General features: G+C 66.8%; 17 protein-coding genes. 16 read left to right on the top strand and 1 reads right to left on the bottom strand.

Annotated elements, in window-relative coordinates:
- The 8 genes from mltG (at window position 1) to nusB (ending at window position 6,586) form a co-directional block, all read left to right on the top strand.
- On the top strand, window positions 1-1,344 hold the full coding sequence (gene mltG / locus JWP90_RS03965) for an endolytic transglycosylase MltG (RefSeq protein WP_297359952.1): 1,344 nt from the start codon (window positions 1-3) through the stop codon (window positions 1,342-1,344).
- The gene (locus JWP90_RS03970; protein ID WP_297359955.1) at window positions 1,344-2,207 is read left to right on the top strand and encodes a shikimate dehydrogenase; all 864 of its coding nucleotides are present in this window, start codon (window positions 1,344-1,346) and stop codon (window positions 2,205-2,207) included. The genes mltG and JWP90_RS03970 overlap by 1 nt, the downstream gene beginning before the upstream one ends.
- Before the next feature lie 57 nt (window positions 2,208-2,264).
- Window positions 2,265-3,476 (top strand): chorismate synthase, encoded by a 1,212-nt coding sequence (gene aroC / locus JWP90_RS03975; protein WP_297359958.1) that lies wholly within the window; start codon window positions 2,265-2,267, stop codon window positions 3,474-3,476.
- A complete protein-coding gene (locus JWP90_RS03980) occupies window positions 3,473-3,985 on the top strand; it encodes a shikimate kinase (protein WP_367182665.1) in 513 nt (170 codons plus the stop codon). Before aroC ends, JWP90_RS03980 begins: the two co-directional genes overlap by 4 nt.
- The gene (aroB, locus tag JWP90_RS03985) at window positions 3,982-5,058 is read left to right on the top strand and encodes a 3-dehydroquinate synthase (RefSeq protein WP_297359961.1); all 1,077 of its coding nucleotides are present in this window, start codon (window positions 3,982-3,984) and stop codon (window positions 5,056-5,058) included. The genes JWP90_RS03980 and aroB overlap by 4 nt, the downstream gene beginning before the upstream one ends.
- Window positions 5,055-5,492 (top strand): type II 3-dehydroquinate dehydratase, encoded by a 438-nt coding sequence (locus tag JWP90_RS03990; protein WP_297359964.1) that lies wholly within the window; start codon window positions 5,055-5,057, stop codon window positions 5,490-5,492. The genes aroB and JWP90_RS03990 overlap by 4 nt, the downstream gene beginning before the upstream one ends.
- A gap of 117 nt (window positions 5,493-5,609) precedes the next feature.
- Window positions 5,610-6,173, top strand: a complete 564-nt coding sequence (efp, locus tag JWP90_RS03995; RefSeq protein WP_297359968.1) for an elongation factor P — start codon at window positions 5,610-5,612, stop codon at window positions 6,171-6,173.
- Window positions 6,173-6,586 (top strand): transcription antitermination factor NusB, encoded by a 414-nt coding sequence (gene nusB, locus JWP90_RS04000; RefSeq protein ID WP_297359971.1) that lies wholly within the window; start codon window positions 6,173-6,175, stop codon window positions 6,584-6,586. The genes efp and nusB overlap by 1 nt, the downstream gene beginning before the upstream one ends.
- Before the next feature lie 134 nt (window positions 6,587-6,720).
- On the opposite strand, the gene JWP90_RS04005 is transcribed toward nusB, so the two are convergent.
- A complete protein-coding gene (locus JWP90_RS04005) occupies window positions 6,721-7,851 on the bottom strand; it encodes an NAD(P)-binding domain-containing protein (RefSeq protein ID WP_297359974.1) in 1,131 nt (376 codons plus the stop codon).
- Between the two features lie 247 nt (window positions 7,852-8,098).
- On the opposite strand from JWP90_RS04005, the gene pyrR reads away from it, so the two are divergent.
- The 8 genes from pyrR to gmk are packed head-to-tail and all read left to right on the top strand — an operon-like array spanning window position 8,099 to window position 17,687.
- Entirely contained in the window at window positions 8,099-8,638 is a 540-nt protein-coding gene (gene pyrR, locus JWP90_RS04010) for a bifunctional pyr operon transcriptional regulator/uracil phosphoribosyltransferase PyrR (RefSeq protein ID WP_297359977.1), read from the top strand.
- Window positions 8,638-9,585, top strand: a complete 948-nt coding sequence (locus JWP90_RS04015; RefSeq protein ID WP_297359980.1) for an aspartate carbamoyltransferase catalytic subunit — start codon at window positions 8,638-8,640, stop codon at window positions 9,583-9,585. The genes pyrR and JWP90_RS04015 overlap by 1 nt, the downstream gene beginning before the upstream one ends.
- A gap of 3 nt (window positions 9,586-9,588) precedes the next feature.
- A complete protein-coding gene (locus tag JWP90_RS04020; protein ID WP_297359983.1) occupies window positions 9,589-10,929 on the top strand; it encodes a dihydroorotase in 1,341 nt (446 codons plus the stop codon).
- A complete protein-coding gene (locus tag JWP90_RS04025) occupies window positions 10,922-11,464 on the top strand; it encodes a hypothetical protein (protein WP_297359986.1) in 543 nt (180 codons plus the stop codon). The genes JWP90_RS04020 and JWP90_RS04025 overlap by 8 nt, the downstream gene beginning before the upstream one ends.
- Window positions 11,464-12,633: a glutamine-hydrolyzing carbamoyl-phosphate synthase small subunit gene (gene carA, locus JWP90_RS04030; RefSeq protein WP_297359989.1), complete on the top strand. Its 1,170-nt coding sequence runs from the start codon at window positions 11,464-11,466 to the stop codon at window positions 12,631-12,633. Before JWP90_RS04025 ends, carA begins: the two co-directional genes overlap by 1 nt.
- Complete coding sequence (carB, locus tag JWP90_RS04035) at window positions 12,633-15,926, top strand: carbamoyl-phosphate synthase large subunit (RefSeq protein ID WP_297359992.1); 3,294 nt, start codon at window positions 12,633-12,635, stop codon at window positions 15,924-15,926. Before carA ends, carB begins: the two co-directional genes overlap by 1 nt.
- Complete coding sequence (gene pyrF / locus JWP90_RS04040) at window positions 15,923-16,765, top strand: orotidine-5'-phosphate decarboxylase (protein ID WP_297359995.1); 843 nt, start codon at window positions 15,923-15,925, stop codon at window positions 16,763-16,765. Before carB ends, pyrF begins: the two co-directional genes overlap by 4 nt.
- Window positions 16,758-17,687: a guanylate kinase gene (gmk, locus tag JWP90_RS04045; RefSeq protein ID WP_297359998.1), complete on the top strand. Its 930-nt coding sequence runs from the start codon at window positions 16,758-16,760 to the stop codon at window positions 17,685-17,687. The genes pyrF and gmk overlap by 8 nt, the downstream gene beginning before the upstream one ends.
- Window positions 17,688-17,750 lie beyond the last annotated feature (63 nt).

Below are 17,750 nucleotides of genomic sequence, written 5' to 3' on the forward strand. Positions count from 1 at the left end.
GTGACTGAACAGACGCCGCGCGACGACGCGTTCGACGCCATTTTCGGATCAGACGACGACGGAGCGAACGCTCCAGCCGCGCAGGAACCAGCCACCGCTGCCGCGCCGATGTCGCGACGCGAAGCCCGCGAGCAAGCTGAGCGTGCCCGTGCAGACGCATCGCCGGAACCGAGCGCCCAAACCGATCCGGACGCCCCGGAGCAGCCCGCTGAGACGTCGGCCGTTGACCGGTCCGCGCGGCGTGCGGTGGCGGCATCCGACTACCCGCCACGTGAGAAACGCAGGAAGACCGGCTGGATTGCAGCACTCGTCGTACTGGTCCTGATCGGCGGTATCGGCGGCGGAGGGCTCTACGTCTGGAATACCTTCGAACCGCAGATCCGGAAGGTGATGAACTGGCAGGAACCGATCGACTACGAGGGCTCAGGCAGCGGCGAAGCCACGGTCTGGATCTCGGCTGGCGACACCGGGATCGACATCGCCCGCACCCTGAAGAACAGGGGAGTCACGAAGACCACCGACGCCTTCTACGAGCTGCTGCTCACCCGGAGTTCTGAACCGGTCTTCCACCCCGGTGTGTACAAACTCGCGAAAAAGATGAGTGCACAGTCAGCGCTCGACGCCCTGCTCGACCCCGCCAACAAGATCGAGCGAACAGTGCTCCTGCGGGAGGGCATCACCGGCGCCGAGATCCTGGCCGAACTCTCTGCCGGAACGGAGATCCCGCTCGAGGAGCTGCAGGCTGCAGTAGCCGACCCGACCGTCTACGGGATCCCCGCGACCGCACCGTCGATCGAAGGCTGGCTGTTCCCCGCCCTCTACACGTTCGACCCCGACCTCAGCGCGCAGGACGTCATCAAGGTGCTCGTCGACCGCACGATCACCTCGCTCGACAAGGCCGCCGTTCCTGTCGACGATCGTGAACGCATCCTCACCATCGCCTCGATCATCCAGCGCGAGGCACGCCTCGACGACGACTTCTACAAGGTCAGCCGTGTGATCACCAACCGTCTCGCCGCGAACATGAAGCTCGAGATGGACTCGACGGCCCAGTACGGGGAGAATGCCGAACCCGGAACGGTCTGGTCGACGAAGGAAGCACTCGAGTCCGACAATCCGTGGAACACCTACGTGCACACCGGTCTGCCCATCGGCCCGATAGCGAGCCCAGGGGACACCGCCATCGCAGCGGCCATGGCGCCGGCCGAGGGCACCTGGCTGTTCTTCGTCACCGTCAACCTTGAGACCGGTGAAACGGTGTTCACCAACACGGTCGCCGAACACGGCGCCGCGGTGAAGCAGTTGAGGGACTGGTGCAAGGCGAACCCGGACAAGGGCTGCTGATGGTCGACCGCCTCGCCGTTTTCGGCTCTCCGATCGCACACTCCAAATCGCCGGTCCTGCACCGCACGGCGTATCGGCTGCTCGGCCTCGACTGGGAGTACGGGTCCCGCGACGTGGTCGCTGCGGACCTGCCAAGGGTCGTGAACGACCTCGACGACGCCTGGCGGGGGCTGTCGCTGACCATGCCGCTGAAGCAGGTCGCGTACGATCTCGCCGGCACCCGCGACGCGATGGCGGAGCTCACCGGCGCCGTCAATACGCTCCGATTCGTCGGCACAGGCGCAGATCGCGCCCTGTTCGGCTACAACACCGACGTCGCAGGCATCACGCGGGCGCTTGGGGCCATCGGTGTGACCGAAGCCCCTCACGTGCACATCCTCGGCGGGGGAGCGACGGCTGCCAGCGCCGTGGTCGCCGCAGCAGAGCTCGGCGCCATTTCCGTGTCGATCCTCGCCAGGTCGCCGGGAAAGTCCGAGCCGCTGATCGCACTCGGCCGTCGAGCCGGCCTCACCGTCGAGCTGGTCCCATTCGAGGACGCCGCACGCCTCCAGCAGCCGCAACTGGTGATCAGCACACTGCCGGGTGGGCCGCTGCCACCGGTCAGTTACCCCGCGTCGGTGCGTTCCCGTGCCGCGCTGCTCGACGTCGCATACGAGCCATGGCCGAGCAAGCTCGCGGCGATGTGGGCGGATGCCGGCAGCCCGGTCGCGAACGGGTTGTCGATGCTCGTGCAGCAGGCCCTCGTGCAGGTGCGGATATTCGCGTTCAACGACCCCTTCCAGCCGCTTGAGGCCGAGGAGGATGTGCTCGCCGCCATGCTGGCATCCGCCGGGCTGGACGCTCGCGGCGTCCCGAGTTCCTGACCGCCTCTGCCGTCCGAGCCGTCCGAGCGGGGCTGGCTACTGTGAAAGGATAGAGCCATGCTTCGTTGGCTCACAGCCGGAGAGTCTCACGGCCCGGAACTCATTGCAATCGTCGAGGGTCTACCCGCCGGCGTCCCCGTCTCACTCGACGCCATTCGCGCCGACCTCGCCCGCCGGAAGCTCGGCTACGGGCGCGGATCGCGGATGAAGTTCGAGCAGGACGAGCTGAACATCTCTGGCGGTGTCCGCCACGGCTTCAGCCTGGGCAGCCCGGTCGCGGTGCGCATCGGGAACACCGAGTGGCCCAAGTGGGTCGAGGTGATGAACCCGGAACCGGTCGAGGAGACCGAGAAGTCCCGCGGTCGCAGCGCGCCGTTGACCCGCCCACGCCCCGGGCACGCTGACCTCGTCGGAATGCAGAAGTACAACTTCGATGAAGCCCGACCCATCCTCGAACGCGCCAGTGCACGCGAGACCGCGGCGCGGGTTGCGCTCGGCGCAATCGCCCGCGGCTTCCTCGCCGAACTGGGCATCACGCTCGTCAGCCACACGCTCTCCATCGGCCCGGTCCGGGTCCCCGAGAACAGCACGCTGCCGACCCCCGCCGACGTCGACCGGCTCGACGCCGACCCGCTGCGCTGTTTCGACCCGGCCACCTCCCAGCTCATGGTCGCCGAAGTCGACGCTGCCAAGAAGGACGGAGACACACTCGGCGGCGTCGTCGAGGTCCTCGCCTACGGGTTGCCGCCCGGCCTCGGATCGCACGTTCATTGGGACCGCCGCCTCGACGGTCAGCTCGCTCAGGCGCTCATGGGTATCCAGGCCATCAAGGGTGTCGAGGTCGGAGACGGATTCCTCACAACGACCCGCCGTGGCTCCGCCGCACATGACGAGCTCTTCACCATCGACGACGAGATCGTCCGTTCCAGTGACAAAGCCGGCGGAACCGAGGGTGGAATGAGCACCGGAACCGTCCTGCGCGTCCGTGCAGGCATGAAACCGATCGCAACCGTCCCTCACTCGTTGCGCACCGTCGACGTCGCTACCGGCGAGGCCGCAGGCGCCCACCACCAGCGCTCGGACGTCTGCGCCGTCCCTGCAGCCGGTGTCGTGGCTGAGGCCATGGTCGCCCTCGTCCTCGCGAACAGCGTTCTCGAGAAATTCGGTGGAGACGCCGTCGAAGAAACCAAACGCAACCTCGACTCGTATCTCGCCGCGATCCCGGCTGGGCTGAAGACGGCAACGGAATCAACGACAGAGCTCCCGTGAGCGGCCAAGGGCTCCCGCTGCCCCTCGTCCTGATCGGACCGATGGGCGCCGGCAAAACGAAGGTGGGCCGCCGTGTCGCGCGTTCGCTCGACGTTCCGTTCATCGACACCGACAAACGCATCGTTGCCGACCACGGGGCGATCACCGACATCTTCGCCGACCGCGGCGAGCCGGCGTTCCGCGAGATGGAACGAGACGCGGTCACCGCTGCGCTGGCGGAGCCCGCCGTGGTCTCGCTCGGCGGGGGAGCGGTGCTCCACCCAGACACCCAGCGAGACCTCGCCGGCCACACCGTCGTCCTGCTCACCGTCACCGCAAACGCGGTCGCCGCACGCATCCGCACCGACAAACGGCCGCTGCTGAAGAACGGCACAGGGGACTGGCAGCGCATCTACGACGAACGCCGCCCGATTTATGAGCGGCTGGCGACGATCAGTGTCGACACATCGAGCGAGCCGATCGAGCGCATCGCCGAACGAATTGCCGACTGGGCGAGAGGACGCGCATGAGCGAGATCACCACGATAGAGGTCACAGGGACCGACGCGTACAGCGTCGAGGTGGGCCGCGGCATCCTCGATCGTCTCCCCGGGATGCTGGGAGACGGCGTCGCGAAGATCCTCCTCGTTCACCCGCCGACGCTCGGTGCGAAAGCCGAACAGCTCCGGGAAAGTCTCGCCGACCGGTACCAGGTGCTGCTCGCCGAGATCCCGGATGCCGAAACCGGTAAACGGGTGGAGGTCGCCGCGTTCTGCTGGCAAATCATGGGACAGGCGGACTTCACCCGCACAGACGCGGTTCTCGGGTTCGGCGGGGGAGCGACCACCGACGTCGCAGGATTCGTCGCTGCCACCTTCCTGCGCGGAGTCCGGCTTGTGCAGGTGCCGACCTCGGTCGCCGGAATGGTGGACGCAGCCATCGGCGGCAAGACCGGCATCAACACCAACGAGGGCAAGAACCTCGTCGGATCGTTCTACGCCCCGGCCGGAGTCCTCGTCGACCTCGATCTGCTCGACACCCTGCCGAGGAACGAGATCCTCGCCGGTTTCGCCGAGATCGTGAAGTGCGGTTTCATCGCTGAACCGGAGATCCTCGATCTCATCGAGGCAGACGTCGACGTCGTCACCGATCCCGCCAGCGAGGCCTTCCGGCGTGTCGTCGAGCTCTCCATCGCGCTCAAGGCGCGCGTCGTCAGCGAAGATTTCAAGGAGGGCGGCGTCCGCGAGATCCTCAACTACGGCCACACCCTCGGCCACGCGATCGAACACGCCGAGCGGTATCAGTGGCGCCACGGCGCCGCCGTCGCAGTCGGCATGATGTTCGCCGCCGAGCTGTCCCGTCTCGCTGGGCGGCTGCCGGACGCGGTCGCCGACCGGCACCGGAGCATCCTCGATTCACTCAACCTGCCGACTGAGTACCCGGTCGGCCGCTGGAACACCCTCCTCGCGACGATGCAGCGCGACAAGAAAGCCCGGGCTGGGATGCTTCGCTTCATCGTGCTCGACGACCTCGCCAAGCCGACGGTACTCGCCGGCCCTGAAACAGCGTTGCTGTTCGCCGCCTACCAGGAGATCGGTTCATGACAACGGTTCTCGTCCTCAACGGACCCAACCTCGGCCGGCTGGGCTCGCGGGAGCCGGACGTGTACGGCAGTGGCAACCTTGCCGACCTGCGTGCACTGCTGGAGTCGGACGCGCCTGACGGCGTCACGATCGACCTGCGGCAGACCAACGATGAGGCGGAACTGATCGGCTGGCTCTACGAGGCCGTGGACTCCGGATGGCCGGTCATCCTGAACCCCGCCGCGTTCACGCACTACAGCTACGCCCTCCGCGATGCCGCTGCACTGGTATCCAGGGCCGGCCTGCCGTTGGTCGAGGTCCACATCACCAACCCGCACACGCGCGAAACGTTCAGGCACACGAGCGTCATCTCCGCTGTCGCGACCGGTGTCATCGCCGGCTTCGGATTCGACTCCTACCGGCTCGCGTTGACGGCTGTCACCCGCACCGGCTGAGCGTCTCCGGGCTTCCCGGCCTGCGGCGTCTTTGGCGCCGGGTCGCCCGGCAGGTAAACTTTCCCAGACGGCCCCGTCGGGCCGAACCTCTTCCCACTGAAATGGAACCCCCTCTTCATGGCATCTACCGCCGACATCCGAAACGGAATCGTCCTCAACATCGACGGCCAGCTCTGGAACGTCATCGAATTCCAGCACGTCAAGCCAGGCAAGGGCGGCGCCTTCGTCCGCACCAAGCTGAAGAACGTCGTCTCGGGCAAGACCGTCGACCGGACCTACAACGCCGGCACGAAGATCGACATCGAGAACGTCGACCGTCGCGACTTCACCTACCTGTACCAGGACGGTGAGTCGTTCGTCTTCATGGACGTCGCCGACTACGACCAGCTCACCGTCCCGGGCACCATCGTCGGCGACGCAGCGAACTTCATGCTCGAAAACCAGGCTGTCACTATCGCGCTCAACAACGGCAACCCGCTGTACGTTGAGTTGCCGGCATCCGTCACTCTGGAGATCACCTACACCGAGCCTGGCCTCCAGGGCGACCGCTCAACCGGGGGCACCAAGCCCGCGACGGTTGAGACCGGCTACGAGATCCAGGTCCCGCTGTTCCTCGAGCAGGGAACCAAGGTCAAGGTCGACACGCGTACCGGTGATTACATGGGCCGCGTCAACGACTAGTGAGCGCCCGCAGCAAAGCCCGTAAAAGGGCTCTCGACATTCTCTATGGTGCCGATCTTCGTGAGATGCCCCTGCGCGATGCCCTGACCGTCGAGGCGCGGCGCGCGGCGAGCGAACCGCAGCGTGAAGCGTCCTGGCTCTACGCCCGCGACATCGTCGACGGCATCATCGACAATGCCGAAGAGATCGACGAACAGATCGAGACGTACGCCCAGGGCTGGACGCTCGCCCGGATGCCCGCCGTCGACCGCGCGATCCTCCGGATCGGCGTGTGGGAGGTACTCTTCAACGACGAGATCCCCGCCGCCGTCGCGATCGACGAAGCGGTTGAATCAGCCAAGACCCTGTCGACCGACGATTCGGCCGGTTTCGTCAACGGACTGCTCGGTAAGATCGCGCAGGCAAACGGCTAGTCGCTGCCTCTGAACGCCCGCCCATCGCATCCGTTGTGATCGGGTGGGCGTTCTGCTGTTGACGGCCCACTACCGCGAGCCGGCGTTCGCGTGGCCGAGCGCGGCGAATACACCGCGCCTGCTCGACCGCAGCCTCAAATCGGCTGGCTGACCGGCGTGCGGTCGAGCAGCTTCACGATGCCGGTGACCGCCGCCCGGCCTGCCCGGTTCGCGCCGATCGTCGACGACGACGGGCCGTACCCGACGAGGTGCACACGACGATCGGACGCCACGGCCGTGCCGTCCATCACGATGCCTCCACCCGGCTGGCGCAGATGCAGCGGGGAGAGGTGATCGAGTGCTGCGCGGAACCCGGTGGCCCAGAGAATCACATCCGCCCGCTGGAAGGAGCCGTCGGCGAGGCGGACGCCCCCGGGTTCGATCGAGGCGAACATCGGATGCCGCTCCAGCACACCGCGTGACGCCGCTGCGCGCAGCGCGGGTGTCCAGATCAACCCGGTGACCGACACGACGCTCTGCGGCGGAAGGCCCTGCCTGACCCTTTCCTCGACGAGGGCGACGGCGTCGGAGCCGGCTGCGCTGTCGAACTCCGCCTCACGCCAGACCGGTTCGCGCCGGGTGAACCAGGTCGTCGTCGCCACCACCGAAATCTCATCCAGCAGCTGCACAGCCGAGATACCGCCGCCGACCACGACGACGTGCCTGCCGGCGAATTCCTCTTTCGACACATAGTCGGCAACGTGAAGCTGGCGCCCACGGAAGCTCGACTGGCCCGGATAGAGCGGCCAGAACGGGCGGGTCCAGGTGCCGGTGGCGTTGATCACGGCGCGCGCCGACCAGCTGCCGGCATCCGTCTCTACACGCAGGCGCCCGTCCGGATCCTCGTTCTCGCGACGAACACCGGTCGCCCGGACCGGCCGCACGATGGCGAGGCCGAGTTCGCGCTCGTAGCGGTCGAAGTACCCGGTCAGGAACTCCGAACTCGGCTGGGTCGGGTCGACGTCCGGTTTCGGGATGCCGGGAAGGTCGCTGATCCCGTTCACCGTCGCCATCACCAGGCTCTTCCAGCGGTGTCGCCAGGCGCCGCCCGGTCCGTCCTCCGCGTCCAGGACGACGTAGCGGCGTGCATCCGTCGTCACGTCGTTCCCGGCGGGGGTGAATCCGCGCCGCTGCAGGTGATACGCGGCTGAAAGCCCCGCCTGCCCGGCCCCGATCACGACGACGTCCGCGTCGATCGGCGTTGGGGTGGGGGAGTCGGGAGTCACACCCACCTGTAACGCCGAGCGCGCGGAAGTCCTTCCCGCCGTTCCCTCCCGGTCTTCCGCGCACAACTCCGCCACACCGCAGCACCCCGCACCGCGCGCATCCGAAGATCCGCGGACAACCCCCGCCGCCACCGCCGCCCAGACGGAGTTGTGCGCACCGCACCAGGAACGCCCGAACCGGCTGGTAAGGTGGAGGAACCCGACAACCTTTAAAGCCGTCCAGAGAGACGGAGAAGGGAGTCAGCATATGAGTGCGCGCGTCGTACTTCAGCAGGCTGACATCGCCCGAGCGCTGACCCGGATCTCACACGAGATCCTGGAGTCCAACCGAGGCGCAGACGACCTCGTCCTCCTCGGAATACCGACCCGCGGCGTGCTCCTCGCCGACCGCATCGCAGGCATCATCTCCGAGATCACCGGCACGCCGATGGAAGCCGGGTCGCTCGACGTGACCATGTACCGGGATGACCTGGCGAAGCATCCGACCCGGACACCGGCGCCCACACGCATCCCCGCATCCGGCATCGACGGCAAGACCGTGATCCTCGTCGATGACGTGCTCTACTCGGGTCGCACCATCCGGGCCGCCCTCGACGCGATCAACGACATCGGCCGCCCCCGCGCCGTGCGCCTCGCAGCGCTTGTCGATCGGGGCCATCGGGAACTCCCCATCCGCCCGGACTACGTCGGCAAGAACCTCCCGAGTGCACAGACCGAGCGCATCAACGTGCGGCTCGCGGAACTCGACGGCGCCGACCTGGTCTCGATCGATTCGGCGGCCAGCTGATGCGTCACCTGCTATCCACCCGTGACCTCGACCAGGAATCAGCGGTACGGCTGCTCGACGTCGCAGAAGACATGGCTGACACCCAGCAGCGTGAAGTCAAGAAGCTGCCAACGCTGCGCGGCAAGACCGTCGTCAACCTCTTCTTCGAGGACTCCACCCGCACGAGGATCTCGTTCGAAGCCGCCTCCAAGCGCCTGTCAGCGGACGTCATCAACTTCAGCGCCAAAGGATCAAGCGTCTCGAAGGGCGAGAGCCTCAAGGACACAGCGCAGACTCTGCAGGCGATGGGCGCCGACGCCGTCGTCATCCGTCACCCCGCATCCGGCGCCCCCCAGACCCTGGCGACGAGCGGCTGGATCGACGCCGGCATCCTCAACGCCGGCGACGGAACGCACGAGCACCCGACGCAGGCGCTGCTCGACGCGTTCACCATCCGCAAACGGGTGCACGGAATCGCCTCCCGCGGCAGAAACCTCGACGGACTGTCCGTCACCATCGTCGGCGACATCCTGCACTCCCGGGTCGCCCGGTCCAACGTGTGGCTGCTGACGACACTCGGTGCCACCGTCACCCTCGTCGCGCCGCCAACGCTCGTCCCCGTCGATACCCGGGCCTGGCCGGTGACCATCAGCTACGACCTCGACGAGGCACTCGCTGCGGGCCCGGATGTCGTGATGATGCTCCGGATCCAGGGCGAACGGATGCGTGACGCCTTCTTCCCCAACAGCCGCGAGTATTCGAGACGCTGGGGACTCGACGACGGGCGGCTGCACAGGTTGGATCCGACTACCATTGTCATGCACCCCGGGCCAATGAACCGGGGCCTCGAAATCTCCGCTGCTGCCGCCGACTCACCCATGTCCACCGTGCGTGAACAGGTCACCAACGGGGTTTCCGTGCGGATGGCCGCACTGTACCTGCTGCTTTCCGGCGATCGGGAGAACTGAGAAATGACCAACACCTACCTGATTTCCGGCGCCGCTTTACCAGACGGAACACGAACCGACATTGTGCTCAGGGACGGCGTGCTCGCCGAGCTCGGCACCGGGCTCTCCGCTGCGGGCGCCCAGCGGATCGACGCAGACGGCCTCGTCGCACTCCCCGGCCTCGTCGACCTGCACACGCACCTCCGCGAGCCCGGCTACGAGCAGAGCGAGACGGTGCTCACCGGCACCCAGGCCGCAGCGGCCGGCGGCTTCACGGCCGTCTTCGCCATGGCGAACACCTCGCCGGTCGCCGACACCGCAGGGGTCGTCGAGCAGGAACTCTCCCTGGGGGAGCAGGCGGGCTACGCGACCGTGCAGCCGATCGGCGCCGTGACCGTCGGCCTCGCCGGTGAACAGCTCGCCGAGCTCGGCGCGATGGCGTCATCGCGCGCCCGGGTTCGGGTGTTCTCCGACGACGGCGCCTGCGTCTGGGACCCGGTACTCATGCGCCGCGCGCTCGAATACGTGAAATCCTTCGACGGCGTCATCGCCCAGCACGCCCAGGAGCCACGGCTCACTGTTGGGGCCCAGATGAACGAGGGCGCCGTCTCCGGTGAGCTCGGCCTGACCGGCTGGCCGGCGGTCGCCGAGGAGTCGATCATCGCCCGCGATGTCCTCCTCGCCGAACATGTCGGCTCGAGCCTGCACATCTGCCACGTTTCCACGGCCGGGTCCGTCGACGTGCTGCGCTGGGCGAAAGCTCGCGGAATCCGCGTCACCGCCGAGGTCACGCCGCACCACCTGCTTCTCGACGAGGAACTCGTCCGCAGTTTCGACGCCCGCTACAAGGTCAACCCGCCGCTCCGCCGCCGGGAGGACGTGCTCGCGCTCCGTGAAGCGCTGGCCGACGGCACCATCGACATCGTCGCCACCGATCATGCACCCCACCCGGTGGAGAACAAGGACTGCGAGTGGGATGCCGCAGCGAACGGGATGGTCGGCCTCGAGTCCGCACTCAGCGTCGTCCACGCATCCGTTGTGCAGACCGGCCAGCTGAACTGGACCGACGTCGCCCGCGTGCTCTCCTCCGAGCCCGCGCGAATCGGACGGATCACCAGCCACGGGCAGGGTCTCGTCGTCGGAGCTCCCGGGCACGTGACCGTGTACGACCCGTCGGCCAGCCGCGCCTTCGGCACGGCCGACCTCGCCGGGAAAGGCGTGAACTCCCCGTACCTCGGTCGGACGCTACCCGGCCGAGTGATCGCGACCTTCCACTCGGGTTTCGCGACCGTCCTCGACGGGCAACTCCGCCCGGCAGACGAAGTCGCCGGATCCGCCGAACAGAGGATGGCCGCCCGTGTCTGAACGCCTGATCCCCGCTGCTCTCGTCCTCGCGTTCCTCGCCCTCCTGCTCCTCGGCATGTGGCTCGCCTGGCGCGCCCGGTCACGTCGTGATGCCGGCGTCGCCGCAGGGCAGCCGCTCCCCGCAGACGGCATCCACCCGATCCTCACGACCGACGTGCTCTATGTCGCGACCACGAAAGCCGGGCAGCCGCTCGAACGGCTCGCCATCCGCGGGCTCGCGTTCCGCGCCCGTGGTGAGCTCACCCTCGCCGAGGAGGGTGTCGTCCTCACCGTCCCCGGCCAGGACCCGATCTTCCTCGCGTCTGCCCAGCTCCGGTCTGCGCAACCGGCAACCTGGACCATCGACCGCGTGGTCGAGTCCGACGGGCTGATCGCCCTCGCGTGGCGCTCGGACGAGACGGATGTCGACAGCTACCTCCGCGTGATCGACCCGCCACAGCACAGCCGCGTCCTTTCCACCCTTTCGACCCTGATCCCCGCGCCGGCCCGCCCAGCGTTCACGGATTCCACGACCTCCACTGAGAGCGAGAAATAATGAGCAGCTCACCTTTCGGTTCGGCGACACCAGCCGTCCTCGTCCTCGAGGACGGAAGCCGCTACGTCGGCCGCGCCTACGGCGCCACCGGCAAGACCCTCGGCGAGGCCGTGTTCGCGACCGGGATGACCGGGTACCAGGAGACACTCACCGACCCGTCGTACGCCGGGCAGATCGTCCTGATGACCGCACCGCACATCGGTAACACCGGCGTCAACCAGGAGGACATGGAGTCGAAGCAGATCTGGGTCGCCGGTTTCGTCGTGCGTGACCCGTCTCGTGTCGTCTCCAACTTCCGGGCCGAGGACAGCCTCGACAACGATCTGAGCACGAGCAGCGTCGTCGGCATCAGCAACATCGACACCCGCGCCGTAACCCGGCACATCCGCGACAAGGGCGCCATGCGCGCCGGAATCTTCTCGGGCGAGTTCTTCGAGCTCTCCGAGGGGGACCAGCTGGATCAGGTGCGCCAGGGCGCGCCGATGACCGGCATGAACCTCTCCCACGACGTCTCCACGATCGACCCGTACGAAGTACCGGCGCAGGGTGAACGGGTCGGTCGCGTTGCCGTTCTCGACCTCGGCATCAAGAAGTCGACGGTGAACTACCTGTCCGAACGGGGCTTCGACGTGCTCGTGCTGCCGCAGAACGTGACAGCGGAGCACGTGCTCTCGCTCAACCCGGACGCGCTGTTCTTCTCCAACGGACCCGGCGACCCTGCAGCATCCGATGACCACGTCACCCTGCTCCGTGAGGTGATGCGGGCCGACGTCCCGTACTTCGGTATCTGCTTCGGCAACCAGCTCCTCGGCCGCGCCCTCGGCTTCGGCACATACAAGTTGCCGTTCGGGCACCGCGGCATCAACCAGCCGGTACTGGAGAAGGCGACAGGCAAGGTCGAGATCACCTCACAGAACCACGGTTTCGCCGTCGACCTGCCGATCGAAGGCGAGCACCAGTCGCCAGAGGGCTTCGGCCGCGTCACCGTCAGCCACTACAGCCTCAACGACCAGGTCGTCGAAGGACTCGCCTGCCTCGACATTCCCGCGTTCAGCGTGCAGTACCACCCGGAGGCGGCCGCAGGGCCGAACGACGCCAACCACCTCTTCGACCGTTTCCGTGACCTTGTCATCTCGAACCGGTCCAACACAGCAGGAGACAACAACTAATGCCAAAGCGCGACGATATTTCCAGCGTCCTTGTCATCGGCTCAGGTCCGATCGTCATCGGCCAGGCGGCCGAATTCGACTACTCAGGCACCCAGGCATGCCGTGTTCTCCGTGAAGAGGGCGTCCGCGTCATCCTCGTGAACTCGAACCCGGCCACGATCATGACCGATCCCGACTTCGCCGACGCCACATACATCGAACCGATCACCTGGGAAGTCCTCGAGACCATCATCGCGAAGGAGAAGCCGGATGCCATCCTGCCCACTCTCGGCGGCCAGACGGCACTGAACGCAGCGATCCAGCTGCACGAGCACGGCATCCTGGAGAAGTACGATGTCGAACTGATCGGCGCGAACTTCGAGGCGATCAACAAGGGTGAAGACCGCCAGATCTTCAAGGACCTCGTTCTCGAGTGCGGCGCTGACGTCGCCAAGTCGTACATCGCGCACACCGTCGATGAAGCCGTCGGTTTCGCCGAGGACCTCGGCTACCCCCTCGTCATCCGGCCGTCGTTCACCATGGGCGGACTCGGTTCAGGCTTCGCCTACACCCGCGACGAACTCGTGCGCATGGTCACCGACGGCCTGCACCAGAGCCCGACCACCGAGGTCCTGCTCGAGGAGTCGATCCTCGGCTGGAAGGAATACGAGCTCGAGCTCATGCGCGACACGGCCGACAACACCGTCGTCGTCTGCTCCATCGAGAACGTCGACCCGGTCGGCGTGCACACCGGTGATTCGATCACCGTCGCCCCGGCTCTCACCCTCACCGACCGCGAGTACCAGAAGCTCCGCGACATCGGCATCGACATCATCCGCGCCGTCGGCGTCGACACCGGCGGCTGCAACATCCAGTTCGCCATCGACCCGGCGGACGGCCGCATCATCGTCATCGAAATGAACCCGCGGGTGTCACGATCGAGCGCCCTGGCGTCGAAGGCGACGGGATTCCCGATCGCGAAGATCGCCGCCAAGCTCGCGATCGGCTACCACCTCGACGAGATCCCGAACGACATCACGAAGGTGACGCCGGCAAGCTTCGAGCCGACGCTCGACTACGTCGTCGTCAAGGTTCCGCGGTTCGCCTTCGAGAAGTTCCCCGCTGCGGATGCCACGCTCACCACCACCATGAAGTCCGTCGGCGAGGCGATGGCCATCGGCCGGAACTTCGCGACGGCGCTGCAGAAGGCGCTGCGATCACTCGAGAAACGCGGCTCGAGCTTCCACTGGGGTGAGGAGAACCGCTCGGTCGAAGAACTCCTCAAGGTTGCCGCCGTCCCGACCGACGGCCGGATCGTCGTCGTGCAGCAGGCCCTGCGCCTCGGCGCGACTCCCGAGCAGCTGTTCGAGGCCACGAAGATCGATCCATGGTTCCTCGACCAGATCGTGTTGATCAACGAGGTCGCCGATTACATCCGGGATGCCGCCAGGCTCGACACCGACGTGCTCACCACCGCGAAGAACCACGGCTTCTCCGACGTGCAGATCGGACAGCTCCGCGGATTCGGCGAGGCCGAAGTACGTGAGGTCCGCCACATCCTCGACGTGCGCCCCGTGTTCAAGACCGTCGACACCTGCGCGGGGGAGTTCCCTGCGCTCACGCCGTACCACTACTCCAGCTACGACCAGGAGACGGAGGTCACCCCGTCCGACCGCCGCAAGGTCGTCATCCTCGGCTCAGGGCCGAACCGGATCGGCCAGGGAATCGAATTCGACTACTCCTGCGTCCACGCCTCGTTTGCACTGCGCGACGCCGGGTTCGAGACGATCATGATCAACTGCAACCCGGAGACCGTCTCGACGGACTACGACACCAGCGACCGGCTCTACTTCGAACCGCTGACCCTCGAGGACGTCCTTGAGGTGATCCACGCCGAGAGCGCCGCCGGCGAGCTCGTCGGCGTCGTCGTGCAGCTCGGCGGGCAGACCGCCCTTGGTCTCGCCGCCGGACTCAAGGCCGCAGGCATCCCGATCCTGGGAACCACACCGGAGGCGATCAACTCCGCTGAGGAGCGCGGCGAATTCTCGACGATCCTCGACAACGCCGGGCTGCTCGCCCCGAAGAACGGCACGGCAACCGAAGTGAACGGCGCCGTCACGATCGCAGAAGACATCGGCTACCCCGTACTCGTCCGGCCCAGCTTCGTGCTCGGCGGCCGCGGAATGGAGATCGTCTACGACAGTGCATCCCTCCGGGACTACTTCCTCCGGATGGATGATCAGGGCATCATCGGCCCCCAGCATCCGCTGCTGGTGGACCGGTTCCTCGACGACGCCATCGAAATCGACGTCGACGCACTCTACGACGGAACCGAACTGTACATCGGCGGCGTGATGGAGCACATCGAAGAGGCCGGCATCCACTCCGGCGACTCGAGCTGCACCCTGCCCCCGATCTCTCTCGGCCGTACCCAGATCGACCAGGTACGCGACGCGACGCTCGCCATCGCGAAGGGCATCGGCGTGCAGGGGCTGCTCAACGTTCAGTTCGCCATCGGTGCAGGGATCCTCTACGTGCTTGAAGCGAACCCGAGGGCGTCCCGCACCGTGCCGTTCGTCTCCAAGGCGCTCGGTATCCCGCTGGCGAAGGCCGCCTCGCTCGTGATGACCGGCGCGACCATCGCCGAACTCAAGGAGTCCGGTCTGCTGCCCCCGGTCGACGGGTCACGCGTCCCGATGGACTCCCCGGTCTCCGTGAAGGAAGCCGTTCTGCCGTTCAAGCGTTTCCGGACGAAGGACGGCCGGATCGTCGACTCCATCCTCGGCCCGGAGATGCGGTCGACCGGTGAGGTCATGGGAATCGACAAGAACTTCCCACGCGCCTTCGCCAAGAGCCAGACGGCGGCGTACGGCGGCATCCCCCTCACCGGTTCCGTATTCGTCTCGGTCTCCGACCGCGACAAGCGTTCCATCGTCCTGCCGATCCTCCGTCTCCAGGAGTTCGGTTACGAGATCCTCGCCACGGTGGGTACAGCAGAGATCCTCAACCGCAACGGCATCTCAGCGCGGACCGTCCGCAAGTTCAGCGAAGGGGACGAGTCCGAGCTGGGCGAACCGTCGATCGTCGAGCTGATCAACCGCCACGAGGTCGACATCGTCATCAACACCCCGTCCGGCCGCAGCGGCCGGGCAGACGGGTACGAGATCCGAGCCGCCGCCGTTGCCGAAGACAAGCCACTGTTCACCACCATCGCTGAGCTCACTGCGGCGGTCGCCTCGATCGAAGCGGTGCGCAACGGCTTCGAGGTCCGCTCACTCCAGGAGTACGCCGAGGACCGGGCGCTGCGCGCATGACGCTCGGTTTCGCCAATCGCCTGGCCGGCGTTTTCGCCGGCCAGGGCAGGCTGTGTGTCGGCATCGACCCGCACGCCTGGCTCCTGTCGGAGTGGAACCTTCCGGACAACGCAGCGGGCGCGCGGGAGTTCGGGTTGCGCGTCGTCGACGCCGCCGCCGGGCTCGCCGGCATCGTCAAACCCCAGGTGGCCTTCTTCGAACGCTTCGGTTCCCGCGGTTTCGACGCGCTCGAACAGGTGATCCGGGACGCGCGTGACCGCGGCATCCTCGTGATCGCAGACGCCAAACGCGGCGACGTCGGTTCCAGCGTCGACGCCTACGGGGAGACCTGGCTTGGCGGCGGATCACCCCTTGAGTCGGATGCGGTCACGCTGAACCCGTTCCAGGGGGTCGGCGCGCTGTCGGGCCCGTTCGCGCTGGCCGAGAGCAACGGGAAGGGCGTCTTCGTTCTCGCCGCCACCTCGAACCCGGAGGGGATCGCCGGTCAGAAGGCGAAACTGGCCTCCGGCCAGACCGTGGCGCGGAGTATCCTCGACGAGGTGACCACGTGGAATACAGCGCACACGACCGGGCTGCTCGGCAACGTCGGCGTGGTCCTCGGGGCGACCCTCGACCTCTCCGGTTTCGAACTCGGCAGTGTCCCCATCCCGGCGCCACCGGTGTTGGCACCGGGATTCGGCCACCAGGGCGCATCCGTCTCAGAACTGAAAACCATCTACGGGGACCTCGCCGACGGCGTGATCGTCTCCGAGTCCCGTGCACTCCTTGCGGCAGGTCCTGGTGGCATCCGCCAGGCCATCGCCGCCCGAGCAGAAGAGGTGAGGCTCGCCAGTGGCTGAACCGACCGACCGAACACCACCAGAGGTTGACCGCGTCGCGGCCTCACGCGCCGCCGTCGAAGCCCGCCGCGCCCGTGCGGCCCTGAAAAACGCCATCGCGGACGGCTCGGTTACCGCGCTGTCCGTCCTGGACGACGGGCTGGAGAACCCGGAGGGCGTCGCAGGCCGCATGCGGGTCACGGACTTCCTGCTGAGCGTCCCGGCCATCGGCCGGACGAAGCTTGCCCGCATCCTCGAGGACCTGGGGATCTCTCCTTCCAAACGGATCGGCGGTCTCGGCCACAACCAGCGTGTCCGCCTGCGCACCTTCATCATCGATCGGGAGGCTCGGAACCGCGGCAGGCGAAAGAGCCGCCTCGTCGTTCTCGCCGGCCCAACAGCTGTCGGCAAGGGGACGGTGGCCACGCACATCCGTGAGAATTACCCGGACGTGCTGCTGTCGGTTTCAGCGACGACCCGAGCCCCCCGGCCGGGAGAGGTCGAAGGTGTGAACTACTTCTTCGTCGACGACCAGGAATTCGACAGGCTCATCGCCGATCACGAGCTGCTCGAGCACGCGACGGTCCACAACGCCTACCGTTACGGCACACCACGCGCTCCGATCGAGAGGGCGCTCAGCCACGGCAACAGCGTTTTGCTCGAGATCGACATCCAGGGCGCACGGCAGGTGCGTGAGGCCATGCCGGAGGCGACTCTTGTCTTCCTCCTGCCGCCGAGCTGGGACGAACTCGTCCGCCGTCTGGTCGGCCGGGGGACCGAAGGCGCCGAGGAACGCGAACGCCGTCTCAGCACCGCGAAGCACGAATTGGCGGCCCAAAACGAGTTCGATTACCGGGTCGTGAACCGCACCGTGGCCGAAGCGGCCCGGGAGGTCGTAGACTTGATGCAGACTCGCGGCCCGTCAGCTGCCCTCAAGGCGTGACTCGCGCCGCCGACAGACCTCTGTTTCTTCAATCCGCAACACACGAGGAGTGTGACTTCAGTT

Source organism: Mycetocola sp., from assembly GCF_025464835.1.
Lineage (GTDB): Bacteria > Actinomycetota > Actinomycetes > Actinomycetales > Microbacteriaceae > Mycetocola_A.